General features: G+C 39.2%; 23 protein-coding genes and 1 tRNA gene. 5 read left to right on the forward strand and 19 right to left on the reverse strand.

Annotation, left to right across the window (positions count from 1 at the left end; genetic code table 11):
• Positions 1-569: 569 nt before the first annotated feature.
• Both yhbH and LQ203_RS08865 read right to left on the reverse strand, forming a co-directional pair.
• Positions 570-1,739, reverse strand: a complete 1,170-nt coding sequence (yhbH, locus tag LQ203_RS08860; protein WP_230157286.1) for a sporulation protein YhbH — start codon at positions 1,737-1,739, stop codon at positions 570-572.
• A 537-nt stretch (positions 1,740-2,276) separates the two neighbouring features.
• Positions 2,277-2,456, reverse strand: a complete 180-nt coding sequence (locus tag LQ203_RS08865) for a hypothetical protein (RefSeq protein ID WP_230157287.1) — start codon at positions 2,454-2,456, stop codon at positions 2,277-2,279.
• Positions 2,457-2,573: 117 nt separating this feature from the next.
• Here LQ203_RS08865 and LQ203_RS08870 point away from each other — a divergent pair, with 117 nt between their 5' ends.
• A complete protein-coding gene (locus LQ203_RS08870; protein ID WP_230157288.1) occupies positions 2,574-2,783 on the forward strand; it encodes a hypothetical protein in 210 nt (69 codons plus the stop codon).
• Between the two features lie 220 nt (positions 2,784-3,003).
• Here the strand turns inward: LQ203_RS08870 and LQ203_RS08875 are convergent, their stop codons facing one another.
• The 3 genes from LQ203_RS08875 to LQ203_RS08885 all read right to left on the reverse strand — a co-directional run bounded on the left by LQ203_RS08875 (position 3,004) and on the right by LQ203_RS08885 (position 8,294).
• The gene (locus LQ203_RS08875; protein WP_230157289.1) at positions 3,004-4,899 is read right to left on the reverse strand and encodes a PrkA family serine protein kinase; all 1,896 of its coding nucleotides are present in this window, start codon (positions 4,897-4,899) and stop codon (positions 3,004-3,006) included.
• A gap of 588 nt (positions 4,900-5,487) precedes the next feature.
• Positions 5,488-7,122, reverse strand: coding sequence for an APC family permease (locus LQ203_RS08880; RefSeq protein ID WP_230157290.1), 1,635 nt, complete (start codon positions 7,120-7,122; stop codon positions 5,488-5,490).
• A 191-nt stretch (positions 7,123-7,313) separates the two neighbouring features.
• Complete coding sequence (locus tag LQ203_RS08885) at positions 7,314-8,294, reverse strand: glutaminase (protein WP_230157432.1); 981 nt, start codon at positions 8,292-8,294, stop codon at positions 7,314-7,316.
• Between the two features lie 335 nt (positions 8,295-8,629).
• On the opposite strand from LQ203_RS08885, the gene LQ203_RS08890 reads away from it, so the two are divergent.
• The gene (locus LQ203_RS08890; RefSeq protein ID WP_290370555.1) at positions 8,630-9,949 is read left to right on the forward strand and encodes an ATP-binding protein; all 1,320 of its coding nucleotides are present in this window, start codon (positions 8,630-8,632) and stop codon (positions 9,947-9,949) included.
• Between the two features lie 6 nt (positions 9,950-9,955).
• Positions 9,956-10,903 (forward strand): response regulator, encoded by a 948-nt coding sequence (locus tag LQ203_RS08895; RefSeq protein WP_230157291.1) that lies wholly within the window; start codon positions 9,956-9,958, stop codon positions 10,901-10,903.
• 84 nt (positions 10,904-10,987) lie between these two features.
• Here the strand turns inward: LQ203_RS08895 and LQ203_RS08900 are convergent, their stop codons facing one another.
• The 8 genes from LQ203_RS08900 to queG form a co-directional block, all read right to left on the reverse strand.
• The gene (locus LQ203_RS08900; RefSeq protein ID WP_230157292.1) at positions 10,988-11,995 is read right to left on the reverse strand and encodes an iron ABC transporter permease; all 1,008 of its coding nucleotides are present in this window, start codon (positions 11,993-11,995) and stop codon (positions 10,988-10,990) included.
• Positions 11,992-13,002, reverse strand: a complete 1,011-nt coding sequence (locus LQ203_RS08905) for an iron ABC transporter permease (protein ID WP_230157294.1) — start codon at positions 13,000-13,002, stop codon at positions 11,992-11,994. The genes LQ203_RS08900 and LQ203_RS08905 overlap by 4 nt, the downstream gene beginning before the upstream one ends.
• Positions 13,003-13,069: 67 nt before the next feature.
• Positions 13,070-13,990, reverse strand: coding sequence for an iron-hydroxamate ABC transporter substrate-binding protein (locus LQ203_RS08910; protein ID WP_230157296.1), 921 nt, complete (start codon positions 13,988-13,990; stop codon positions 13,070-13,072).
• Positions 13,941-14,789 carry an ABC transporter ATP-binding protein gene (locus tag LQ203_RS08915; RefSeq protein ID WP_230157298.1) on the reverse strand — a complete coding sequence of 283 codons (849 nt, stop codon included), beginning with the start codon at positions 14,787-14,789 and terminating at the stop codon, positions 13,941-13,943. Before LQ203_RS08915 ends, LQ203_RS08910 begins: the two co-directional genes overlap by 50 nt.
• A gap of 261 nt (positions 14,790-15,050) precedes the next feature.
• Positions 15,051-15,800: an oxygen-insensitive NADPH nitroreductase gene (gene nfsA, locus LQ203_RS08920; protein ID WP_230157300.1), complete on the reverse strand. Its 750-nt coding sequence runs from the start codon at positions 15,798-15,800 to the stop codon at positions 15,051-15,053.
• An 81-nt stretch (positions 15,801-15,881) separates the two neighbouring features.
• Positions 15,882-16,370: a tRNA (uridine(34)/cytosine(34)/5-carboxymethylaminomethyluridine(34)-2'-O)-methyltransferase TrmL gene (gene trmL, locus LQ203_RS08925; RefSeq protein ID WP_230157302.1), complete on the reverse strand. Its 489-nt coding sequence runs from the start codon at positions 16,368-16,370 to the stop codon at positions 15,882-15,884.
• Positions 16,371-16,437: 67 nt separating this feature from the next.
• The gene (locus LQ203_RS08930) at positions 16,438-17,295 is read right to left on the reverse strand and encodes an amidase domain-containing protein (protein ID WP_230157304.1); all 858 of its coding nucleotides are present in this window, start codon (positions 17,293-17,295) and stop codon (positions 16,438-16,440) included.
• 208 nt (positions 17,296-17,503) lie between these two features.
• A complete protein-coding gene (gene queG / locus LQ203_RS08935; RefSeq protein ID WP_230157306.1) occupies positions 17,504-18,643 on the reverse strand; it encodes a tRNA epoxyqueuosine(34) reductase QueG in 1,140 nt (379 codons plus the stop codon).
• Positions 18,644-18,744: 101 nt separating this feature from the next.
• Here queG and LQ203_RS08940 point away from each other — a divergent pair, with 101 nt between their 5' ends.
• Positions 18,745-19,413, forward strand: coding sequence for a phenylalanine--tRNA ligase beta subunit-related protein (locus LQ203_RS08940; protein WP_230157308.1), 669 nt, complete (start codon positions 18,745-18,747; stop codon positions 19,411-19,413).
• A gap of 353 nt (positions 19,414-19,766) precedes the next feature.
• Here LQ203_RS08940 and LQ203_RS08945 read toward each other — a convergent pair.
• The 4 genes from LQ203_RS08945 to LQ203_RS08960 form a co-directional block, all read right to left on the reverse strand.
• Positions 19,767-19,840, reverse strand: a tRNA-Gly gene (locus LQ203_RS08945).
• A 190-nt stretch (positions 19,841-20,030) separates the two neighbouring features.
• Positions 20,031-20,444 carry a YbjN domain-containing protein gene (locus LQ203_RS08950; protein WP_230157310.1) on the reverse strand — a complete coding sequence of 138 codons (414 nt, stop codon included), beginning with the start codon at positions 20,442-20,444 and terminating at the stop codon, positions 20,031-20,033.
• Positions 20,445-20,603: 159 nt separating this feature from the next.
• On the reverse strand, positions 20,604-22,553 hold the full coding sequence (locus LQ203_RS08955; RefSeq protein WP_230157311.1) for an FUSC family protein: 1,950 nt from the start codon (positions 22,551-22,553) through the stop codon (positions 20,604-20,606).
• Between the two features lie 625 nt (positions 22,554-23,178).
• A complete protein-coding gene (locus tag LQ203_RS08960; protein WP_230157312.1) occupies positions 23,179-24,207 on the reverse strand; it encodes an NADP-dependent oxidoreductase in 1,029 nt (342 codons plus the stop codon).
• A gap of 465 nt (positions 24,208-24,672) precedes the next feature.
• On the opposite strand from LQ203_RS08960, the gene LQ203_RS08965 reads away from it, so the two are divergent.
• Positions 24,673-25,170 carry a GNAT family N-acetyltransferase gene (locus LQ203_RS08965; RefSeq protein ID WP_230157313.1) on the forward strand — a complete coding sequence of 166 codons (498 nt, stop codon included), beginning with the start codon at positions 24,673-24,675 and terminating at the stop codon, positions 25,168-25,170.
• 201 nt (positions 25,171-25,371) lie between these two features.
• Here the strand turns inward: LQ203_RS08965 and LQ203_RS08970 are convergent, their stop codons facing one another.
• Together LQ203_RS08970 and LQ203_RS08975 are read right to left on the reverse strand one after the other, a co-directional pair.
• A complete protein-coding gene (locus LQ203_RS08970; RefSeq protein ID WP_230157314.1) occupies positions 25,372-25,584 on the reverse strand; it encodes a hypothetical protein in 213 nt (70 codons plus the stop codon).
• 83 nt (positions 25,585-25,667) lie between these two features.
• Positions 25,668-26,228 carry a hypothetical protein gene (locus tag LQ203_RS08975; protein ID WP_230157315.1) on the reverse strand — a complete coding sequence of 187 codons (561 nt, stop codon included), beginning with the start codon at positions 26,226-26,228 and terminating at the stop codon, positions 25,668-25,670.
• Between the last annotated feature and the right edge of the window lie 222 nt (positions 26,229-26,450).

A 26,450-nucleotide genomic window follows, 5' to 3' on the forward strand; every position in this document is an offset into this window, starting at 1 on the left:
TGAAATACATCCGATTTTTTAATAGGAAAGTCCATGCTGGTGACATCCATAATAAAAAAAAGGCAAATGGCTTCGACATAATCTTACTCCTTTAATATGATGGCAACTATATACATATAGGCAAGTGTTGCAATTTCAGTAAAAGCAAAGCTTTCGTAACGAAACTTTACTTAGATTCACATGCTCCATTCAGAAAAAAACTTAAACTGACTGCCCCCATTAATGAAGGAACAGGCAGTTTAAGTATTGAACCAAGCCTCGTTGTCTTGGATCCATTCAGTTAGAGGATTAGGCTTATTCTTTTAACAATGGGTTTGGGGAAGTGTTTCCGCACTTCTATTTTATTCTATTATATTTAGTCAACCATATCGTTCCAAAAATGAAACGATATGATTTAAATTTCAAACTCCCCTTATTTTTCAGTGCCGCTCCCTTAGTTTAGATGCACTGTCCTGCTCTCAGGATAAGATTTATAATGGGGGGTATGCCAACCATCTCACCTTAAATAAAAAAAGATTGTAGAGAGAAATATACTTTCTCTACAATCCCGAAGAAGCTACCTTGTTTCATTATGCATATTTCTTACTTTCCTCGTCTTTAAAAAAGCTTTTCATCGCGTGGAAAACATCAGCCTTTTGCTTAAGGATATAATACCTGAATTTTTCATTATCGATATTCTTATAGGCTGTCATCAGTGTCGAATGACGGTTGTATTGATTGACTTCCCCGTACCCGAACATATTGGAAACCTTCATGAGTTCTTCTACAAGCTTTACGCAACGGACATTATCTGATGTCAGATTATCACCATCGGAAAAGTGAAACGGATAGATGTTAAACTTCGCAGGGTCATATTTATGATCTATAAGTTCTAATGCTTTTCGATATACAGACGAACAAATCGTACCGCCGCTTTCCCCTTTTGAAAAGAAATCCACTTCCGGAACCACTTTCGCTTCTGTATGATGGGCGATGAACTCGATTTCAACTGTTTCATATTTTGTTCTCAAGAAACGGTTCATCCAAAAGAAAAAGCTTCGGGCCATATATTTTTCCCATAACCCCATACTTCCAGAAGTATCCATCATTGCCAGCACAACGGCTTTGGAATCAGGTTTCTGGATCTCATTCCACGTTTTGAATTTAAAATCTTCCTTATAAATCGGATGGAAACCAGGGTCACCGCTTAAAGCGTTTCGTTTGAAGGCCGAAATCATTGTTTTCTTTTTATCGATATTTCCCATTAAGCCTGTCTTGCGAATATCGTTGAATTCAATTTGTTCGAGCGTGTGCTCCGCCTGTTCTTTCTTCTGGAGATTAGGCAGTTCCAATTGGCTGAACAGCGCTTCTTCCAACTCCATCATCGATACTTCGGCTTCATAGTAATCTTCACCCGCCTTGTCACCTGCTCCTTGGCCTTTACCTGCTCCGGCATCGGATGGTGAGCCGTCCCTTGCCACCACATCCCCCACTTTACTATCTCCATCTCCTTGACCAACATGTTTGTTTTTATCATAATTATAACGAATTTTGTATTCATCCAAGGAGCGAATGGGAATCTTGATGACATCCCGGCCATTTGACATGACAATGCTTTCTTCTGAAATTAAATCAGGTAAATTGTTCTTTATCGCTTCCTGCACCTTTTCCTGATGACGCTGTTGATCATCATAGCCTTTCCGGTGGAGGGACCAATTTTCCTGTGAGATAACATATTGTTGATTATTCTCTTCCGACATTCTCTTCCCCCCTTAAAAATGTTTGCACGCTTTTCATCATTCCTTCATATAATAAATTAGTGTGAGAAAACCCACAGCACTCGGTTTTCTTTTTAAAAAAATACAACCTTGAAAAAACATACTAAAAGAAATGTATTACTCTATCATATGCAGCGATACAGGATAATTTACAACAAAATTCAATAATGGATGTTTGCCTACGAACTAGACAAGCCAATATATGGCCTTCAGGTTTTTTTAAGATTTTTTCCTAACGAAACTACAAAAATAAGGAATTCCCATGAAAACGAACAGACATGAAGATCAACAGGTCTGTTCGTTTTTCAGCAGGATTCATTTGCTGTTTATGTACAAAGCACATAATCAAACAAATGAGTTGGGAAAAGCGTGTACATGTTAAGCTGAATGGTCGTTGCCTACTTCTTAGGCAGACCCACTAAAACAATAAAACTAAATTCATACATAACAAAAGGGTGCTCCAGTATTTTTCTGGACACCCTTTTCACACAGATAGAATGATTCTTGTTGTGATATTCGTCAATCTTTATCTTCCTCTACTTCATGCTGAACCGTACCTGGGCGTTTATCCCACTCTTTCAATTCTTCATTCGTCCTTTGATTTTCCATCTGCTTGCCAAGTTCTTTCATCTCTTCATAATCCTTAGCCATGGAACTATTTTCAGGAACATGATCTTTTTTCAATTCTTCTTTACTCATTTTCCATCACCTCTATTTATTGATACCCAATTTTTCCATATTCAAAACATAACATATCCGCTGGGAAGATGGGGTATAGATAAGACAGATGAGCAAATCTAAGGAGGTGTAAGGTTTATGCAAACAACTACACTATATGTAAAGGAAGCAACGTCTGAAGGCCCGATTTTAAATCTAGAGTCCATACTATTGAAAACTGAAGGTGTGGAGCGTGCGATCATCGATATTGATGACGGGGAAATTAAAATCGATCATAGCGAAGACATGCTTTCACCAGACCAAATAATCACACTTATTGAACAGTATGGCTTGAATGTAACTAAATGAATGCATCCATGGCAATCTATAGAAAATACCGGGCTCCCATCGATTAAGAAGGGGGCCCGTATTTTTTGATTTAAAATTCCCTTAAGACTGTCAATTCATCCTTTAACATCTCCAAAAAGGCTTGTCCATTTCCTTTTCTCATTCACATTTCAAGCAAATTACTGTCCGTTATAAAATATAAACCCCTACCCGATTGGGGGTAGGGGCAAGAAAGTATGGATTACCTATTTAACAAGCTGCCTACATAGCGCAGCAAATCATTGGCTGAAGTGGAATTATAACCGTGCTCATCGATAAGTCTCGTAATGACTTCATTCACTTTCTTCAGTTGCCTTTCATCTGGTGTTTTCGTTGAAGTAGTGATTTTAACAACATCTTTCAGATCCGCGAATAGCTTTTTCTGGATCGCTTCTCTTAATCGGTCATGTGAATTATAATCGAATCGCTTCCCTTTACGCGCATATGCAGAAATACGGATCAATATCTCTTCGCGGAATGCTTTTTTTGCATTTTCAGAAATTCCAATCTGCTCTTCAATCGAGCGCATCAGTTTTTCATCCGGATTAATTTCTTCCCCGGTCAATGGATCGCGCAGCCTTGATTTATTGCAGTATGCCTCGACATTGTCCAAGTAATTATCCATAAGGATTTTCGCCGACTCTTCATATGAATAGACAAATGCCTTTTGCACCTCATTTTTCGCAATGGCATCATATTCTTTACGTGCCAGTGAAATGAAATTCAAATACCGCTCCCGAAGTTCGTTCGTAATGGACGGATGCTGATCTAGACCAGCTTTTAATGACATAAGTACATCCAATGCGTTGATGGACGGATTTTCCTTACGAATGATCGTAGAGGAAATTCGGTTAATGACGTAACGTGGATCGATTCCGCTCATGCCTTCGTCCTGAAATTCTTTTTTCAATTCATTGATGTCTGCGGAATTAAAGCCTTCCACATTTTCCCCATCATACAGCCTCATTTTTTTCACTAAATCGATATCGCCCTTTTTCGGGTCCTTCAGGCGGGTCATGATGCTGAATATTGCCGCCACCCTTAATGTATGCGGTGCAATGTGAACATCGGAGACATCACTTTCATGAATCATTTTTTCATAAATCTTTTCTTCCTCAGTAACCTTCAGATTATATGGAATCGGCATGACAATGATCCGGGAATGCAGTGCTTCATTTTTCTTGTTGGAAATGAACGCTTTATACTCTGTTTCATTCGTATGGGCCACGATGAGTTCATCTGCACTGATCAATGCAAAACGACCGGCCTTAAAATTCCCTTCTTGTGTCAATGAAAGCAAATGCCATAAAAACTTCTCGTCACATTTCAGCATCTCCTGGAATTCCATCATCCCACGGTTCGCTTTGTTCAGCTCGCCATCAAAGCGATAGGCACGCGGATCAGATTCAGATCCATATTCGGCTATGGTCGAAAAATCGATTGAACCCGTCAAATCAGCAATATCCTGTGACTTAGGGTCAGAAGGACTGAATGTTCCAATTCCAACACGCTTATCCTCTGAAAGGAAAATACGCTCGACCATCACATCTTCAATTCTGCTTCCATATTCCTGTTCCAATCTCATGACATTCAGCGGCGATAGGTTTCCTTCAACCCGGATGCCATATTCCTCATAAAAATCATCCCGTAAATTTTGCGGAATGAGATGCAGTGGATCTTCATGCATCGGGCATCCTTTTATTGCATAAATGGCACCTGTGTCTTTTAACGAATAATTCTCAAGTCCACGCTTCAGTAAAGAAACGAGTGTAGACTTACCACCTGAGACCGGACCCATAAGAAGCAATATCCGCTTACGGACATCCAGCCGCTTAGCCGCCGGATGGAAATATTCCTCGATGAGTCTTTCCAGTGAATCTTCGAGGCCAAACAACTGACCGCTGAAAAAATTGTATTTCTTTGATCCATTTACTTCTTCTATCCCTGCATCTCTGATCATGTTGTATACACGTGAATGAGCAGATTGAGCAACTAATGGTGTTTCTTTCAATACGTCTAAGTACTCTGCGAAGGTGCCTTCCCACTTCAGCTTCTGTTCATCTTCTCTAAATTTTTCGATTTTCTTTAAAATATCCATTTAAGGAACCTCCCCCTGTCACTTTCAGAGAATACTTAAATCTATGCTCCAAGTCTGACAAACATGTCAGACTTTAAAAATCCCTACCACTTTCCTTGTATTGAAAAGGGCTAAATCCTAAGAACAGTCGATGACAATAATGGCCGGCATTAAAAATTGTGTGCACTCCTGCTAAAAATTAGGGTATACTAAGCCTATACTTAAGTGGGACAATTTGGGTAAAGGGAGGTCACAACATGGGCACAGTTATTATCGTTGCAGTTACTATTACATTTTTAGCCGCTATCTTCACTGCTGGGTATGACGATAAACCAGGTGTGAAATAAAGAATATAACAGCCTTTCTTAAATTCAAAAAAGGGGACAGCAAATTAAATTTGCCGTCCCCTTTTTGGCCCCCACCATCAATATAAATGGAAAGAAGCACTTTCGAAGTCATCTTTAATGAATGAGTATGGCATTAAATGCTTACTCTGGAATCGAAAAATATCAATAGCTTATGAGAACCGAAAGCAACAAAGGGAAATGACGATTAGATAGCTTAATCATGCTTCTTGGAGCATGCCAATCAATGAGGTGTCGTCATATTTTATACTGCGTTCTTTTTATCCGATTGTGAAGCGTTGCTGTTCTCCATCGATTTCAAGTCGTCGTTTACTTTTTGTCCTTGTTCCAAATATTCCGTTTGGAATCCGCTCTTTATTGCCCAACTATAAAACCCTAGTGATAAACATGTAATGATGGCCATATCCCAACCAAATGGGATTACGTTTAGACCACCAAACTTTTCACTACCTAAGTATGAAATGGTCATCATACAGAGTAAGTAAACAACCATCCAAAGCCCTGCTGAAAAATTTTGACGGAATCCCCTCCAATTTATTTTTGCTTGATAATAGAAATAAACGGGAAGGCCAATCATAATGATAAATAATACTTGTCCTGTCAGTGGCCATCTTGCCCAATATAGAACTAAAGACGCAAAAACAAATCCAAGTGGCGCAATGATACTTAATCCTTTAAGACGTAATGGTCTGTACAAGTTCGGACCTGTGCGCCTTAATGTCATGACTGTAACTGGACCTGTTATATAAGAGACTAATGTCGCAACAGAAATAACCTCTGCTAATACGCCCCAGCCTCTGAACATGAATAAAAATAAGAAAGATACACCTAGATTTAAAAACATTGCCTGACGCGGGATACCATAAAGAGGATGCAGTTTTCCAAAAACGCTTGGTAAGTATTTATTCTTTTCCATTCCATAAATCATTCGTGATGTTGTCGCCGTGTATGTTATTCCCGTCCCAGAAGGAGAAATAAAAGCATCAACATATAGTAATATAACTAACCAGTTTATGCCTAGAACAATTGCTAAGTCAGCAAACGGTGAATTGAAATTCAAATGATGCCATCCGTTCACAATCATAGACGGATCAACCGCTCCAATAAATGCAATCTGTAATAAAACGTAGATAACCGTTGCGATTAAAATGGAGCCAATTACTGCAATTGGGATCGAACGTCCAGGATTCTTTGCCTCACCTGCCATATTAATCGGACTTTGAAAACCGTTAAATGCAAAAATAATACCAGAAGTTGCTACAGCAGTAAGTACACTTGCCCAGCCATTTGGGGCGATACTCCCTGCAGATGTAAAATTGGATGCATGAAAACCAGCGAATAAAAGGGAGCCTATCGTAAGTCCAGGTATAATAACCTTAAAGACTGTAATAAATGAGTTTGCTTTTGAAAACAAACTAACTGTCCAGTAATTTAATAAAAAGTAGACGACCAATAATACAGAGGCAATTGCCAAGCCTCCCCCTGTAAGACTCCCATTTTCCACCAAACCATGTGTCCACTCCGCCCATTTCCATGGCCATGAGCTCATATATTGAACGGATGCAATCGCTTCGACTGGAATGACAGAAACGATTGCAATCCAGTTTGCCCAACCTGCAAGAAACCCTATAAACGAACCATGAGAGTATTGCGTATATTTTACCATTCCTCCAGCTTCAGGAAACATAGCCCCTAATTCACTGTAAGAAAGTGCGATAAATAAAATAACAACCATTCCGATAATCCAAGAGATAATGGCAGCAGGTCCTGCGATTTGTGCCGCCCTCCATGCTCCGAATAACCAACCTGAGCCAATAATGGACCCAAGTCCTACCATCGTTAACGAAAACGTTCCCATCTTTCGCTGCAAATTATTCATATGTTCATCACCATGCTTTCCTAAATTCATTCCTTTATCATGACGTTCTTAAAGTATCTGGATTTATGATTTGTGCTGCGTACACCCAATTGAATCTTAAAGTACTGGCGGCATTACTTCACATTTGTAAATAGGGACATCATTAGGACGTCTCCTTTTTTGTTTTTTATATGAACAAATTCTCTCTGCTTTTAGAAAATACTTAGGTCCCATTCTTGTGCCATTTGTTTCAATAACATACCACCTGTTACGCTATTCCCATATTCATCAATGGCTGGCCCGTATATACCAATCCCACATCCATCTTGAAAAGGAAGTCCGTTTCTGGCACTCGGAGGAACTAGAGCCATAATCCCGCCAGATACTCCACTTTTGGCTGGCACCCCTACAAAAGCCGCAAATTTACCCGAAGCATTGTACATACCACAAGTAAGCATTAATGCTTTGGCCAGTTTAGCCACTTTTTTAGGGAGAACTTGTTCTTTACGAATAGGATGGTATCCATCTTGTGCAAGAATCAGTCCAAGCAGGGCTATGTCTTCTGTTGTTACTTCTATGGAACATTGCTTCAGGTAAACCTCTAATGCTTCCTCTACATCCGATTCTAAATAATTCGTCTCTTTTAAATAGTGAGCTAAAGCTCTATTTCTATGAGAGGTTTGCCACTCTGATTGATACACTTCCTCGTTGATCGTCGGGCGCTTTCCTAACAAATTTTCAAATAATGCATAGAGAAATTCTAATTTTTTTTGTGAAGACTCCCCTGGAAGAAGCGAAGCTATGGTAATCGCTCCAGCATTTATCATAGGATTAAACGGCTTTCCCGGCTTATGCATCTCTAAACGAATAATTGAATTGAAAGCATCCCCAGTTGGTTCCACATCGACCCTATCCAACACATAAGAAATGCCGCAACCCAAACATGCGGCTATAAAGCTGAGCACCTTTGAAATACTTTGCAGCGTGAAGGGGACTCCCCAATCCCCTGACTTGATCATGGTTCCACCCGGCTCAAGTATACAAATACCTAATTGCGATAAGTGTGCATTTCTCAATGCCGGTATATAATTGGCGGTTTGTCCTTCAGCAGCATGGGATCTGTAATGTGCTACCCATTCATCTAAGCAGGCTTTCTTTTGACTATTAACGTGAATGTTATAATCCTTTGTCAAATTTCCAATCACATTCTTCCACCTCATTAGTTGTTGTGCTCACTTTATTCGATTTGATGACTATCACAAATAATCGTTAAGCGCTTTCAAAAAAATTCTATCTACTGTTAATTTTAAAGTGGGAACTACATAATCATACGAAAACCTACAAAATCTAAAAAATAAAAATCCACTAAAAAAAACGCGATCATTTCACATGATCGGTTACCATTTTTTGTAGATAGAGAAACAGAAGGGTTTTGCCATAATTGGAAAAAGCCGTTCTGTTCAAGAACAAAGTAAACGTTGTATTGAAGCCGTTGAAACTGTATACTGATTTTTTAAACAAATTGGAGGTGAGCGCCTTGAATCTTAGTACGTTAATGAAAAAAGAGGTCAATATCCTTGTTTTGATGTTGTTAACAGTGCCATTAGCAGGCGAATTGAGTTTTTATCCTCTAAATGAAACGTTTCGTATAAGTTTTGGTGCGCCTGCATTTTTCTTCTTTCTACTATTATTACAGAAAACACCTGCCACCTTTTCGGGCTTCCTGACAGGAACAATGGTTGTGGTATTTCGTATTCTAATAGACTTTTTTATGAAAGATAATTTTTCATGGACTTCCGCGTTTCAAACTCATTATCCTAGTTTTTTCTTTTATTTCACCTATTCCTTTCTTTTTCATTTAGTGAAAATCAACCGTTTTCAAAACCGATCTTTGATCATTGGGTTAATTGGTCTCATTATCGAAATATTGTCCGATTTTATAGAATTAATCTTTCAATATTTTGTATTAGAAACAACAATTACATTAGATTCAATAAATGAGATGATCGTGATCGCATTCGGCCACAGTTTTATCGTTTTAAGCTTTTTTAATATGATGAAACTTTATGAAGCACAATCAAGGGAAAAGCAAATTATAAAACAAAATGAACATATGCTGATGCTCATTTCCAATTTATATGAGGAAACGATTCATTTAAAAAAAACATTAAAAAACGCAGAGGATATTACTAAGAAGTCGTATGATTTGTATCGCGATTTAAAAGCCCTGGAAAAACCTGAAAAGCCACTTCATGCCCTTACAGAGCTCTATAGTCAAAAAGCATTGCGCATCGCGGGTGAAATGCATGAAGTCAAGAAAGATAATCAACGAATTTTTGCTGGTCTCTCCAAATTGATCTCCAATGAGAGTTTTAAAGATTATATGGATGCTGCTGAACTTTTTCATTTAATTATCCGAATTAATGAAAAATATGCCTTATCACTAGGAAAGGATATTCAATTTGAATACACATTAGATGGAAATAATGATTCACATTACCATGTATATACCGTGTTATCTCTTTTCAATAATTTAGTCGCTAATGCGGTGGAAGCAATTAAAGAAAAGGGAATTGTCCGTTTAAGTTTGTGTGAAATTTGTGACAATGTAGAATTTAAAGTTGCAGATAATGGACCTGGGATCCCCCAAAAATACCAGACTGTTATATTCCAACCTGGATTCACTTCAAAATATGATCAATTCGGGACACCTTCAACAGGAATTGGTCTCTCATATGTTAAAGAAGTTGTGAAAGAACTGGAGGGGGATATCCTGTTTGAGAATAAGGGTAACAGCGCCGTTTTTTCAATAAAGTTACCCATTCATAAGTTGATCCAGAAGGGATGATTTTTCATGCGTTTTTTTATAACAGATGATGATTGTGCTATACGTTCAAATTTAAGCCAAATTATTGAGAACGAAGATTTAGGAGAAGTGGTGGAGGAAGCAGAAGATGGAAGTCTATTAGAAGGACATATTTTGAATTTAAAGCAAATTGATATATTATTCATTGATTTATTAATGCCCATCCGGGATGGCATTGAGACACTTCGCCATATAAAAAGTACATTTAACGGGAAAATAATAATGATTTCGCAGGTTGAATCAAAGGAACTGATTGGTGAGGCATACTCGCTTGGAATAGACTATTATATTACTAAACCAATCAATCGGATTGAAATATTAACAGTAATTCGAAAAGTTATGGAACGCATTCATTTAGAAAGATCGATCACTACTATTCAAGCCTCTTTAAATAGTGTATTGAATTTTGAGCAGCCAAAAGTTGACCAATCAAATAATTCCAATGAAAAAAGCATAATAGAGGTAGGCGAATTTCTTTTATCGGAATTAGGGATTGTGGGGGAAAATGGATCTAAAGATTTAATACAAATGCTTCAATATTTATTTATGTATGAACGGACTAATACTTTTAAACAGCATTTCCCCACTCTTAAAGATATTTTTGTAGAAATCACAAAGAAAAAGCTCGGTGCTTCAGCATTGCAGGCTGATATCAATCGAGAAATAAAGGCTGCCGAACAGCGAATACGCAGAACGATTAACCATTCGTTAAATCATTTTGCTTCCCTCGGTTTAACGGATTTTTCAAATCCGAAGTTTGAAAATTACGCTTCTAAATTTTTTGATTTCACAGTCGTTCGCCAAAAAATGAAAGAGCTGCAAAATGATTCAACTATAGTTCTTACACCTACCCGGGTAAATACAAAAAAGTTTATTCAAGTATTTTATTTCGAAGCTAAACGATTGAATCCTGATGAAATAATTAGATATAGATAAACCATGAATAAAAACAAAGACCACGGAAGCTCTCCCAAAAAGCATAAAATCCCCTGAGAATTATCAAGGGATTTTAGCAAGATCTTATTTTTTCAACAATAAATACATGAAATAAGGAGCACCAATCAAGGCAACCATGATACCTGCAGGGATTCCCTCGGGTTCAACTATATTACGGCCTACCGTATCGGCAAGCAACAATAGCCATCCGCCGATCAAAATGGCAACTGGAATGAATAATTGATTTCGAGGTCCGACCAAGGATTTTGCTATATGCGGGGCCATGAGTCCAATGAATGCTATTCCGCCAGTAACGGAAACGGCAGCAGCAGCAAGTGCGACAGCTGTTATGAGCAAGACGATCCGTTCCTTTTCAATCGATACTCCCACTCCGATTGCGACAGGTTCACTTAAACCAAGCAGATTCAAGCGATTCGCTTTATATAAAGTGAATGGAATGAGGATGATTAGCCAAGGAAGGACTGCCCAAATGAACGGCCAATCCGCACCCCAAATATTTCCTGCCAGCCATTTCGCAATGAAATCGACTTTGGCTCGTTCCGCTGAAGAAATGAGGACGATCATCAAGCCTGAAAGCGCCATTGAAAAACCAACGCCAATCAATACTAGCCGAACGGGTTCAAGGCCAACCCTTCGCTTAAAGGAAAGTACATATATTAAACAGGCCGTCAGTAACGCACCGATAAACCCGACAAGTGGAACCATATAAACAAATGAACCTGCGTCTATCGGGAAAAACAGAAAGAACACGGCAATGGCAACACCTGCTCCCGAGTTAATCCCGATGATCCCGGGATCAGCTAGATCATTACGTGTAATTCCTTGTAAAATGGCTCCTGACAGTGCAAGGGCCATGCCTGCTAAAAGGGTAATGATGATTCGTGGCAATCGGACGGAAAATAATATGAATTCCTCTTTAAACGTCCCTTGTCCGAAAAGCGTGGGAATCAGCCGCCCTATTGAAAGATTCGAATATCCTAAACATGTCCCGATAATGATGGTAACGATGATGAGTGCGGTTAAGGCACCGATTAGCCATCGCTGTTTTTTGACTAATGCTGAATGGATCATGAAAATGCTTTACCTCCTTTACGGACGATTAGGAGGAAGAAAGGTAAACCTATCATCGCAACAATCGCTACCACAGGTGTTTCATATGGAGAATTGATTGTACGGCCGATCGTATCGGCCAAAAGCATGAAGGTGGCTCCTAAAATTGCAGACATGGGCAGGATGAATCGATAATCCGTACCTACGATAGCCCGTACCATATGGGGAATCATAAGCCCGATGAATACCATATTTCCGACTAGGGCAACCGCAGCACCGGCAAGCAAAATGATGACGACGAAAAGAACCGCCTTAATTTGTGTGGTCTTTTGACCTAATCCTACCGCCACTTCTTCACTGAGGCTAAGGATGGTGAGTTGTCTAGAAAAGATAATGGAGATCAGGATGCCTATTAAAATAAACGGGACGATTACTCGAAGCTGTCCCCAAGATGTTCCGATATTACCGCCGGCAGTCCACATCGATACATCTTTTGATATTTTAAAGTAAATACCGACCCCCTGTGATACAGCAAATAGGAATGCAGAGACCGCAGCACCAGCTAACACGATTCGTAAAGGAGAAAATCCACCCTTCTTCATCGCAGCAATTCCAAAAACCATGATTGTTCCGACAGCGGCACCAATAAAGCACGCACCCATGATCCCCAAGTTATTAGCCGAAGGAACGAATGCCAGCGTAATGGCAAGGCCTGCATTGGCCCCTGCCGTCAATCCAAGCAGCCCCGGATCAGCAAGTGGATTCCTTGTAATCCCCTGCATGATGGCACCTGAAACGGCAAGTGCCGAACCGACGAACATTGCCCCCACTTCGCGAGGGAGACGGATTTCACGAATGATTAAAATCTTCTCACCGGTAGCATTGGACATCAGTGCTTGCCATACATCCTTGAGGGTGGCATCGGCTGCACCAAAAACCATCGATATGATGAAAATGCCGATAAAGGCAACGATCGCTATGATCAGTTTATATATAAATGGGATGAAACGTTGATTTTCATTAGTCATCTGTCTCTCTCATCTCTTTTTTTATAGAATAAAAGGAGAGGTATTGGAATCCCTCTCCCTCGCTGTATTATTTTCCAAGAAAACTTTTGGAAAAGAAGTCTAATTGGTATTCTAATGTTATTGGATCATTGAAGTAGAATTTTTTTGCATCAGCTTCAAATATTTGATTGTTTTTAACGGCAGGTATGTTTTTAAACGTATCTGTTTGTTGGAATGAACTGTCCTGATCTTTGTTATTGCTCAAAATGACATAATCACCGGCATAGTCTTTTAGGACTTCTAATGATAAAGCAAAGTAACCATCTTTCAATGCCACTTCTTTTACCTTTTCAGGCATGCCCAATTTCATTTCTTGATAAAGGATTTCCGTTCCACGGCCCCAATTATCGCCGTATACATAGAACTGTTTGTCAAACTTTTCGAAAACGGAAACGGTAGCATCTTCTCCAATTTTAGCCTTAATCTCATCACCAGTGGTTTTTGCCCGTTTTTTGAAATCATCCACCCAAGCTTGCGCTTCTTTTTCTTTATTCAAAAGTTTACCAATTTCTATATGCTGTGTTAAATAATCCACTTTTCCGTATGTATATGTTACGGTCGGAGCAATTTCCTTTAATTTATCGACATTTTTAATCGTTGATAAACCAATGATTAAATCCGGATTCAACTCGATGATTTTTTCCAAGTTTTCGTCCGTTACTTCCTCGACGTTTTTTAACTCTTTAAAATTAGGGTTCATTTTAGACCACGAATCAACCCCTACAAGGTTAACATCCAAAGCCAGTACGCTACCTGCGAAAGAAGATAGTACGACTACACGCTTAGGATTTGCAGGCACTTCGACAGGCCCATTTTCAGATTGGTATGTGATGGTACCTGATTTTTCCTTTTTGGAATCGGAGCTTTTTTCTTTTTCGGTCGACTCGTTACCACAAGCACTAATAATTAACACTAACAGCAGTATAAACGGAATCAATATCTTTTTCATTTGTTGTCCTATCTCCTTTTAATAAATTGTATGTGCTGCACATTGGTTTGTTTGTTCGTTGATCTCTTTCGATTACCGCATCAATATGGAAAACTTCCTTAAGCACTTCATGCGTGATGACTTCTTCACAATCTCCCGCTTTGACTATTTCCCCGTCTTTCAAGGCAATGATATAGTCAGCAAATCGAGCAGCCTGATTTAAATCATGAAGGACCATGACAATCGTCCGTTCCTGTTCTACATTCAACCTCTGTAAAAGTTCTAAAACCTCTAGTTGATGCGCCATATCCAAATAGGTGGTCGGCTCATCAAGGAAGATGATTTCCGTTTCCTGGGCAAGGGCCATGGCAATCCAAACACGCTGGCGCTGTCCTCCTGAGAGAGCATCCACCGGACGGAACTTAAAGTCTTTCGTGCCAGTCACTTCAAGTGCCCAATCAATCACATCATAGTCTTTTGGCGTCAGCCGTCCAAAACCTTTTTGATAGGGAAAGCGCCCATATGATACAAGCTCTCCAACTGTCAATCCACTTGCACTCTCAGGGGTCTGAGGAAGTATGGCCATTTTTCTTGCAAGGATCTTCGTGCTTTCTTTTGATATATTCACTCCATCTAAAACAACCGTACCCGATTGATTTGGAATGATCCGGGTGATCGCTTTCAAAAGTGTGGATTTCCCACATCCGTTTGAACCAATGATCGTTGTGATTTTCTTATCTGGAATTTCCACACTGAGATCTTTTACAATTAAACGTTCACCATAGCCAATATTTAAATTCTCTGTATATAGGCGAACCATTATTTAACCTCCATTTACTTAAATAATAAGTAAGTAAAAATCTAAATGAAAATGATTATCATTATCCACTACTTAAATACTATAATTCTATCTAAATATATTGTCAATAGTAATTCATGGGTAAATAAGAAGAAATTCTGATGGGAAGTTTGAGCTGAAATTGTTTTTGTCAAAACTGAAAGATCCCAGAAATAATTCCGGGATCTTTCAGGATGGCTCTTTTTTTAGGAATAATGATTCCTACTTGGCCATTATCATCATTTAATGTTTTTTGAATCCTTGCTTTTCCACGTAATCTTTCATGTACAACCTGCTTTTCTTTCCAAGCATGTCAGCCATTTGCCCTGTCCAGGTGTCTTTTCGTTTCCCTTTCGTCCGTTGCTCGTAATAACTTGAGATCGTTTCGTTGTACTCTTCAAGTTGTCCGATGAACTCCTGCTTATCCGCCTGATATCCATTTTCATGATAGATATTGGACTGCGGCAAACGCGGCTTTTTATCGGAACGGTTTTTCGGATATCCAACCACTAGAGCGAATAACGGAATAACCCGATGCGGTATATTCAAAATCTCGGACACTTCAGGGAGATGGGTGCGGATCCCGCCTATATAGCAAATGCCGAGATCCATCGATTCTGCGGCCAATGCTGCATTTTGAGCCGCTAGAGCAGCGTCAATGCAGGCAACCATGAATTTCTCCGTGCTTTCAATCGATTCGGTAAGGTCCTTGCCTTCCATCTCCGAAACCATATCCTGGCGATATAAATCGGCGCAAAAGACAAATAGATGTCCATTCTTCTCTACATAAGGTTGTGGACCGGCAAGTTCAGCAAGCTTGGCTTTCTTTTCCGGATCTGTTACCCCAATGATTGAATACGCTTGAATATAGCTTGAAGTCGATGCAGCCTGGGCACATTCCACAATCGTATTAATTTGCTCCTCAGACAATAGCTTGTCCTCAAAAGATCGAATGGAACGGTGATCTAAGATCTTCTCAATAATATTATTCAAAGCTCCCACCCCTAATAAGTATGTAAAGTAAAACATCGATCATCGGGGCTGAAATGCCCCCGATGACAGTATGCGTGTAACTCAACCTTTAGTTTTTAAATCCAAATCACGGTAATTTTGCTGTCTCAATGCTTCATAAATCAAGATGGCTGCTGTATTTGACAGATTTAGCGAGCGTACTTTATCCGTCATTGGAATCCGCAGGCACCGATCCATATTTTCTTGGATCAGCTCTTTCGGGAGACCCGTCGTTTCACGGCCAAAAATGAAATATATCTCACTGTCCTGATCACTGTAATCGAAGCTGGAATGCGGCTGCTCCCCGAATTTCGTTAAATAATAAAATTCACCGCCCGCATTCTTTTCAAAAAACTCTTCTAGTGAATCATAATAATGGATCTTTACATTCTCCCAATAATCGAGCCCGGCCCGTTTGAGCTGTTTGTCATCGGTAGAAAAACCAAGCGGGCGAATGAGATGTAAAGACGTATCCGTCCCTGCACACGTTCTTGCGATATTGCCTGTATTTGCTGGAATCTGTGGTTGATATAAAACTACATGTATTGCCACTTCATTTTCACCTCTAGTTTAAATTTCACCTTAATTATAGCATTAAACAAAAAAGACTAAAAACCTATCACCTCCCATCTAAAATCACAAAGAATTTATAAACGATGTTCGGTGTATACCTAGTCGAATCCTCATATGTCCAATACCTGTGCCGGCTGTTCATCGTATGTGCGTTCACAAGCGGCATCCCATCCTGATCCTTTGCCGTTACGATCAAGTTGTGATCAAACCGACCATCCCCTTCGAAATCTATACAGAGGATATCACCTAAATTCAATTCATATGCCGATTCCACTTGCTTCGTCCTGATGAGATTCCCGGCTTTTAGCAGATGATATAAAGAATGGGCAGTCGTCCAAGTGTAGCTCCAGCTTTTTCCTCTAATCCACCAGCCTTTATTTTTGTTCGGCGCCCCCCACATTGGAATTCCTCCCGCATGTAAACATTGTGAAATGAAATTCGTACAGTCATCAGTGAATTTATGGTATCCCGGATTGAATTCATTCCACCAACGCTCGGCGTATTGAACGGCCTTCATCCGCTCATACTTATATCCGAGACGCTCTGCGCCTGCATCCCACTTTGGTGTTCCCTCTTCCGTTTCAAAGCTGGGCACAAGTTCACGTTCATCCACCATGTACCCATTTCGAAACCTTGCCTCCCTTTCTTCCATTTCTTCTTCTATATAAAATGAATCCTCCTGTTTCAATAAATACTGCAGGTGCACCTGATAAGTTAGGACTGTATCATTGTCTTCCTTTTTCTTTGAATGAACCTTGCCTGCAGCATTCACTCGAACGATTTCCGCAGCACGGTTCCTCATCAATTCCTTTTTCAGATGTAATTTCCTTTCACTCCGTTCCTGATTATCGGAAGTATAAAACTCTACTCTTTCTTGTAAAAGGCGTTGCAACTGTTCCTTCAAGTTCATGCCCTCCTTCTTTCCATCTATGCTAATGTGTATGTGTGAGGGCATGGACAAAACACAACTTCATTAAAAGTGGAGTATCAATCCTTTCTATTATTAAAAATATACGGAGACTCCTAATCAATCAAATACTCAAAAGGGACACACCAAGCCCACACAAAAAAACCGCCCCATAATGATTCACGGAGCGGCTGCTTTATATATATCATTGTAGTTCCAAGGAAAACTGCAGTCCTTTCTCGATTTCTGTCAGTACCTCTTTATCCGTTTCCTTCATTCGTGCTTCTTCCAAAATGGAAACAACCTGTTCCCGACCAATTTTCCCAACCGCCCAGGCGGCCGTTCCCCTAATCACAGGCCTTGGATCATCCTTCATGACCTGGATCAATTGGGGCAATGCCGTTTCATCTTTGAAGTGGGCCAATGCTAAAATGGCATTTCGTTGGATTGGTTTTTTACCGCGCCAAGAGCCGGATACATGGCCATATGCGTCTTTGAATTCCCGATTCGAGATGGTAAGCAGAGGTTTCAGCAGCGGTTTCGCTAACTCAGGGTCGGGTTCCATCTCTTCATGAAAATGAAAATCCATTCCTTTGTTTTTCGGACAAACGGTCTGGCAGGTATCACATCCATACAAACGGTTGCCTATTTTCGTCCTGAATTCATCCGGCAGGAACCCTTTTGTTTGCGTCAAGAACGCGATACAACGTTTGGAATTCAGTTGGCCACCCTGTACGAGCGCACCTGTTGGGCAAACATCCACACATTTGTTGCATGTCCCGCATTGATCTTCCATCGGCTGATCCGGTTCAAATGGCAAGTTGGTAATCATGTCTCCCAAGTATACATAAGACCCGAATTCCGGAGTGATGATCATACTATTTTTTGCACTCCACCCGATTCCTGCACGTTCTGCCACTGCTCGATCTGATAACTCACCCGTATCAACCATGGACTTCGTCATTGCACCTGGTACTTTATCTTTTATGAAATCCTCAAGTAACTGCAATTTATTACGAAGAACGGTATGATAATCCGTTCCCCAAGAAGCCCGGCAAAAAATCCCACGCCGCTCACTTTTTGTACTTTGCGGGGCATCCTTCAATTTCGAAGGATATGCCAGCGCAATGGAAATGATGGACTGCGGTTTATCGAAAATCAATTCAGGCCTGACCCTTTTTTCAATATCGGCTTCTTCAAACCCTGATTGATAATCCAGTTCCTGTTGACGTATCAGCCGACTTTTCAAATCGGTAAAAGTCGTGGCCGATGTAAAACCGATTTTATCGATGCCGATTTCTTTACTATATATAATCACTTCTTGCTTGAATGTATTCATATCCATGTTTATCACCTTCGTTCATTCAGTATTCCCAGGCTTGTATCCATTTCAAACCATTGCTATCTATGATAAACTAATTGCAATCATTTTTGGAGGTGAAACGCTTGGAAATTACCATATCGGCTAATCTTAGCAGTAAAATCCCTGAATTCAAAGTTGGTATCATTACATATGAAAACATCGAAGTAGGTCCCTCCCCACAAATGGTGAAAGGAAGACTTCAATTATTTCAGGAAGCTCTTTACTTCGACCTTGAAGAAAAGGAATTGACCGACTTTTCCGGCATTAAAGTATGGCGAGAGATTTTCAAGACGACAGGAACCAACCCTTCTCGTTATCGCCCTTCCGTTGAAGCCCTTTACCGCCGTGTAAAAAAACAAAATTACTTAACCCCCGTCCATTCCGCCATCGATTTGAATAACTTCTTCTCCCTTTTATATGAAGTGCCGATCGGCATTTATGACGGGGATAAATTAGCAGGTGACATCTCGATTAAAATTGGCGATGGTTCTGACGGTTATGAAGGCTTGAACGGCCGATTGAATTCCATGGAACATATGATTACTTCAGCTGATCGTGATGGCACATTCGGAAGTCCTTACGTTGATTCAAACCGAACGAAAGTCACCGAAGAAACGAAAAAGGCCATCCAAATCATTTATTTACAACCCAACACACCTATCACGGAAGCCCATCAGCTAACAAAATCGTTGATGGACATGTTCCTTGAAATCCACGGTGGTGAAGGGACTTACTCAATTGTAGAAGGATGATCAAAATTGACCAGAAATAAACCCCTTTCAAATTCGGAAGGGGTTATTACATGATCCGTTTAAACATAATTATAGATGCTCCAGTTTGGATTCACCTGAGATTCACACTATATCCCCGAGTTCATTCTTACAGCTGCAATCGCGGGCTGGCAAGTTATCGTTACTGCCACCTATATGTGTCCCAGCTCCTTTGCTTCCCAGACTGTTACTTCCTTAAATTAAAGGTAAAAGAGATAGATATACAAATTTGGACAATAAAAAAATCCCACTGTAAACAGTAGAATTCTCATTATAATATTTAAACGCAAAGCTTCGTTCTCCAGGTAACGAAACCCTACGTTATGAGTATGTATTGGAGCGGGTGAAGGGAATCGAACCCTCATCATCAGCTTGGAAGGCTGAGGTTTTACCACTAAACTACACCCGCATATCCTTGTAGAACTTTGTCGAATCGTATTACCAACAAAATTAATTATATAGTTTTATGTGAAAAAATGCAATAGTTGTTTTTAAAAAAAATTAAATTTATGGATAGTAACGATAATATATTCATTCACTCTAGCAAAGATGTTAAAAAGTCCCCTGAATCAGAGAACTTTTTCAACCTATAGCATGATTTAAGACCAAATGACTTCCATTAGCCGAGGGTAAACCTGCTGTGCCGTTTCAAGCAACATGATTAACTTCCTGAACGCTAGATCCGGTACAAAATCCCCCTCTAGGGAGTATGAATAACGAATGGAAATGGTCCCTTTTTCTTCATACAGCTTTGAATACCTAAAATTAGCATTATATTCATTCAACAGTGTATGTACATCTTGCTTTTTATCAGGATTCTTCAACTCGGCGACATTAAAGCAAAATAAGTCCGCCACATTTTCATCTTGATTGAATGCAAAAACTAAAAGAACCTTCCACCCATCCTTTAACTTCTGCTCAGCTCTAAAAAAGGTGGTGCCATCTTCATTCAACTCATTCATATAGATTTTCTCACTAGTTAAAAAATCACGAAATTTTGCAATGTTTGACATGGTTCATCACCTTTCTGTATGTAAGTACATTTTATAATGAAAATTGGCATTTTCACAGACTTTTCTATATACATTTTATTTTCCGTCTTTTAATTAAGGGAATGAACCACTTCGTTTAATGAATGGAAGCCCATAATAAAAACTCCCTGAGGAGATTGATTAGCTCGTTGCTTCACCGCTAAACCGAAGTGCTTTTTGAAGATCCAAAATTTCATGGCGGATTTTTGAGTACCCTTCAATTTCCGGAACCTCTTTGTTAGTAAGTGACCGCCCCTTATCTGCAGCGATTGCCATCGTTTCAAAAACATACAGTAATTGAGCAAGTTCACGCTCTGAAAGTACCGACCTATCAGAGAATTTCAAGCTTGCATTTAATAAATATCCCAACTGTTCTATCGAAAATATGACGGGCCACAGTGATTCCAGCCTGTCCTTGTTTTTGAATATCTCACCAAGAGCCGTATTGTAGACCGTTAATAGATTTACCATATTGGTTTGCATTTTGTTCCTTTCACTGCTTTCATCGATTGCAAGTTCATTATCATGTTCTGAGAACGCCACCAATAGAAATTGACCCTGGCTTCGAATCGTTTTGGCCATCAAATGATTGAGAAGACTTGATGCCGATCGACTGCCGATTAACAGCGATCCAAGAAGACCTATCATGCTCCCAACGACGATATCGGTTATTCTTACGGTCGCAAAAAAACTAAAATCATAGCTTTGAGTTGAATATTCCGCCATGATTAAAGCTGAAGGGGTAAAAAACATCGCCGCCAATCCATAATTCCGTACGATGAAAAGCTCAGTAATGATTGTCAAACACAAAATGATCAGAACGATAATGAACTCGTTATGAACGGATGCAAGAATTAAGCTTGCTATTAGGAGTCCCATGATTGTCCCGAAAGTCCTTTGGACCGCCCGATGAAATGTGGCAACGATGGACGCACCAGACATAACGGCTGCACAGGATAAGGGAATCCAGTACGAACGGTTAAAATCAGCGGAATAGGCTATGATTGCTGCAATGGTAAGGATTGTTCCATATCGAATGGAAGAGAGAAAGACAATTGAGTTCTTATCGAACGCCCCAAGAAAAATCGTTTTTAAAGAAGGCTTTGAGATTGATGCTTCTTGGTGGATTTTACTAACCGGTTCATTCATGATGGCATCTGCATTGTAAATTTCAACGAATAGCTTTTCCACCTCTAGTTCCATTTGGTCCGGCTGGAGAATCTTTGATTCATTTTTAGTTTTAGATGCAATGGAGTCAGCCAAGGCACGTACCGATTGTCCTAATTCTGGCGTTAGTACAACCTTTTTACGCAAGGATATTTCCAATGCTTCCAAGAAAATGACATTCGCATGGTCGTTCAATAGAAACAACCGCTTTAACATGTCTGGACTTCGCCTGTTTGAAAATCCTGCTAACAATGTATCTTCCGCCTGTTTCATCGCCAATACCGTTCTTTGTCTTGCTGCATTGAATCTCCCGGTGCCTAGTGAATCAAAGAAAGCCCCCAATTCTCTGTATACCTTTTCCACCGCAAGCTTTTCTGGTCCATGAGGATTGAAGAACCAACCTAACATACAGATTATCCAAGACAGTGCCCCACCCAATAAAACTAGGCCTCCACGCAACGGCGCAAGAGTCTGATCAATGGGCATACCTGTCGCTAGCGCAAAACTCAAGACGAAGAAAACCGCCGAAGGACCGGGAATCTTTAATGCACCAAAAATAAAAAAAACACTTGCCCCGATGATCCCCATCATTATGGCTGTTCCCAATTGGTATGGAGCCAAAAGCGTCCCTAATACAACAGATAATGCAAGACCCACCATCACACAGAAAATCTTTTTAGCTCTTTGGTGATACGGTTGGTTAAATACGTATAAATAAGTGAAACCGCCTATTCCTGCCAATAAACCGTACGCTAAATTGCCGAATAATAAGCCAATGAAAACGGGTAAGGCAGCCGCTATCCCTGCACTTAATGCTTTTATCCATGGAAATGGATTCTTTTTTAATTCAAAAGCCTGTTTAAATGTCGTATGTATTACATCCAACTTCAGAGATTTTGAAGATGTCCTTTGCTTTTCATTCATTTCAGATTTATCCTTTCATTAAATGATTACCTAGGTAACTATTATATTTACTTTATCATAACATTATGCTGAGTTCTATGTTTAAGGAGACCCTTTTTTAATATCCTTCATATGGAACAAAAGATACCGTAAAGGGTAAGTAATTCTTGAATGCCTTTGTTTTTCACCTACTTTTCGTATGACTTTCACGAAGGAACATCACTGTCATGACTTCAACAAATATGTAGACAAACATGGCCCATATCTGCACATCGATTCTTGTGTCAGTGACTTGCATCGAAATTATTGATGATCTATATAACTATCTTATCTCGTTTGTTATTCAAGCGACAAAAACTCCCAAAACGACATTGATCCCAACATATGAAAATCCAGAGAATTCCACTGCATATTTTATTCCTATGGTTGATTATCTCTCATGAAGGACATGCTTTGTAATTGTTCCTGAATGGACAACCCTATATCCAATCAAAAAAAAGGTCGAAGCACATCGATTTAGCTGGAAGATGTGCTTCGACCTCTATTATTATTGGTTTGACGAGATTTTTTTGAAATGACGCTCTTTTAATACACCCTCATTTTCTAAGATCAAACAAGATCTCGCCTCCACTATGTTCCCATAAACTTATAGTTGAGCGAATTCGGGTTCCGCAACTTTTACAAGTTGTTTACCGAGGTTCGTTCCTTTAAACAAGCCTAGAAAGGCATCAGGTGTGTTTTCAAACCCTTCAATTATGGTTTCCTCATACTTCAGTCTTCCTTCTTGGAGCCATTTCCCTAAATCCGTTGCGCCTTCTTGGAAACGAGCGGCATAATTTCCAACTGTGAAACCTTTCATTAGTGCACTCGTTTTGATCATGGCTGATTGCAAACGCGGTCCTAAATCTTTTCCTTCTGCATTATATGATGAAATCGCCCCGCATAATGGAATTCGGGCATTTGTATTCAAAAGTGTGAAAACAGCATCAGTCACCTCGCCACCCACATTATCGAAATAAACATCGACACCATCAGGAACGGCATTTTTTAAATCTGTCGCAAAACTATCTTTTTTATAATTTACGGCACCATCAAAGCCAAGTTCTTTCGTTAAGTACTCAAGTTTTTCATCTGAACCAGCGATACCGACAACCCTAGCACCTTTAATCTTAGCTATTTGTCCAACAACTGAACCAACAGCCCCAGCTGCTCCGGATACTACGACCGTTTCACCCTCTTGAGGCTTGCCAATATCAAGCAAACCAAAATAAGCTGTTAAACCGGTCATTCCAAGAACCCCTAAATGAGTTGTGACCGGAGCCACCTTAGGATCAATTACTCGAATTTCTTTTTCAGTGACCACTGTATATTCTGCCCAGTCTATATTCCCAACCACGACATCCCCTTGTTTAAAGGAATTCGATTTGGAGTCTACCACTTCAGCAACAACGCCGCCTGTGATGACCTTATTCAATTCAAATGGAGCAATATATGATTTAGTATTTTGCATTCTTCCACGCATGTATGGATCGACAGATAAATATAGCGTCCGTACTAAAATCTCATTATCTTTTGGTGTGGGAACTTCACTCTCCACAAAGTTAAAATCCTCTTTCGAAGGCATACCTTTTGGACGGTTTGCCAAGGTGATTTTTTGTTGTTTGGATTGTGTCATCCTTCATTCCTCCTTGATTTTGAATATGTAATATCGAAAAGTAAGCGTATCACTGATGAAGTTCATCGGTCAAAGATTAAGATTTCCTAATGCTTCCATTAACACTCTGTATGTATCCTCTTACTGAAAATCCCAAACTTATTATTACCTATTATGTGCCATTTTTTTCATTCAAAAAAAGGATTAGGATAACCGAATAGCCAACCAAAATAAGAACAAATCCATCTGAGGATCTGTTCTTATTTTTTTATAGTACCAGCAAAGCACTAAGAGCTTCTTTTCAATTTAATACAACGTCTCAGCATTCCCTCTCTTCAAAGACGTAATTTTTTTGTGAAGGAAGATTAACAGGATTTATTGAATCCTTTAAAATGATACCGAAAACTGTCTATGATTTTCCTTTTGGTCTCCCTCGGTAGATAAAAAAATAGAACGAATTACTTTTCATTTAAATAGGAGGAAATAATGAATATAAGAATCTTGAATCCACTGGATGCTGAAAATTACCGAAAATTAAGATTAGAAGCTTTACAAAACAATCCTGAGTCATTCGGTTCAAGCTTTGAGGAGGAAAAGAAAAATCCTTTAGAAACATATAAGAGCAGGTTTCAATCGGACGAGTCTTTTACTTTAGGTGCATTTGAAAACGAAAAACTTATCGGTGTAGTTACTTTAGTTAAAGAAAATAAGCTTAAACTAAAGCATAAAGCCACTATCTTTGCCGTGTACGTTTCTCCTGAAAAACGTGGTAATGGAATTGGAATGCGCTTGATGGCAGAAGTCATTAAGAAGGCCAAAAATACGGAAGGAATCGAGCAGATCTATTTATCTGTCGTGACAACTAATGAGGCAGCAAAAAAACTCTATTCTGATTTGGGTTTTGAGGTTTTTGGAAAAGAGAAAAGAGCATTGAAGATAGATCATACCTATTATGATGAAGAGCATATGATTTTGTTTCTTTAAAAAGCCATTGTTTGGAAAAACAGGTGTGCTATGTTCTATGCACGCATGAAAGTTTTTGCATTTACTCCACTTGGAAGTGATAAGAGTATACTGGACATAGAGTCAGGTATACTCCTGCTCCTAGCCCTTAGGTGACTGTCTGTCAGACATTTAACCTAGGGGGGTTACTGTTTCACAATCACGAGACCTTTCTAGTTAACATCACAAGTCAGTATATTTCCTTTCAATTCTCCTAAGTTCATCCGAGAGTCCAAATAAGGTGTGTAATACGGCTGTTTGAATATATAGATTGATATAATTATCATTGCTTTTCTTCTGAAAGGACAAGTCATGTTTTTCATCAATTAATCGCGTTATGCATTGATTAATTTCGCTCCACATTTCTTTCGTTTCTTCTTTAGTTTTAGTTTCCATAATATCCCACTCCTTTTTTATTAGTCTATCCACTCTATTAAATTCTTATACTTGATTTCACCTATTTATTTTTTCAAACAACATCATCGTTGTTGTACTTCAGTGGATAATATCTCGGACCAAGAAATTTCTTCCTCATAAGGATTATTATCATTGATAAACTTTATAAGTTTCTTTAACTCTATAATTCTTGATGGATCTATCTTTTTCTGTAAATAATAGTTAAAACACTCGTTGATTATGATTGGATTCTTGATGCTTGTTTCCAATAACAGGGCGGTTGCTTTAGATGGAGTAACATCTAAGGAGTATGCCAAAGCATTAATTTGTTCATTAGTAGATTCGATGAAACGAATTGTAGCTCTATCCGTTGGTACATTATACTTTTCTCTTTGAAGTGACCTTCTTTCAAGTTCTCCAAAATACACCGTATTATTAAATTGATACGTTCTTCTGAAATGTACGGATAACATTTCAATGACTTGTTTTGAATATAAACCTGATTCACAAATAAACGCTCCAACATCTTTAACCGGTGTAGTCGTGATATATGATATTTTAATTAATGTTTCTTTAAGTTTTACTGGAATCGTTGGTTTAATAGTATATTTTTTATCGGATCTAACCTTTCGTGTTTTAAACATTTTTATCCATCACCCAAATTCAAATATATTTTAACCAGTGTCCTCCTGTCCCAAAGTTATTTAATAAATATGTATGTACAAGCTTACATAATATGTATAAGATTTATGAATGTGACACTAACTGAAGTCAAAATGATCGCGACTTTCAAAAAAAACAAAAAGGGCTGTTGCAGCCGGGTCAGAAAACGGTGGTTACGATGAAATGAAAATGGCCCCAAGACA

The organism is Peribacillus sp. Bi96 (genome assembly GCF_918698115.1).
Taxonomy (GTDB): Bacteria; Bacillota; Bacilli; order Bacillales; family DSM-1321; genus Peribacillus.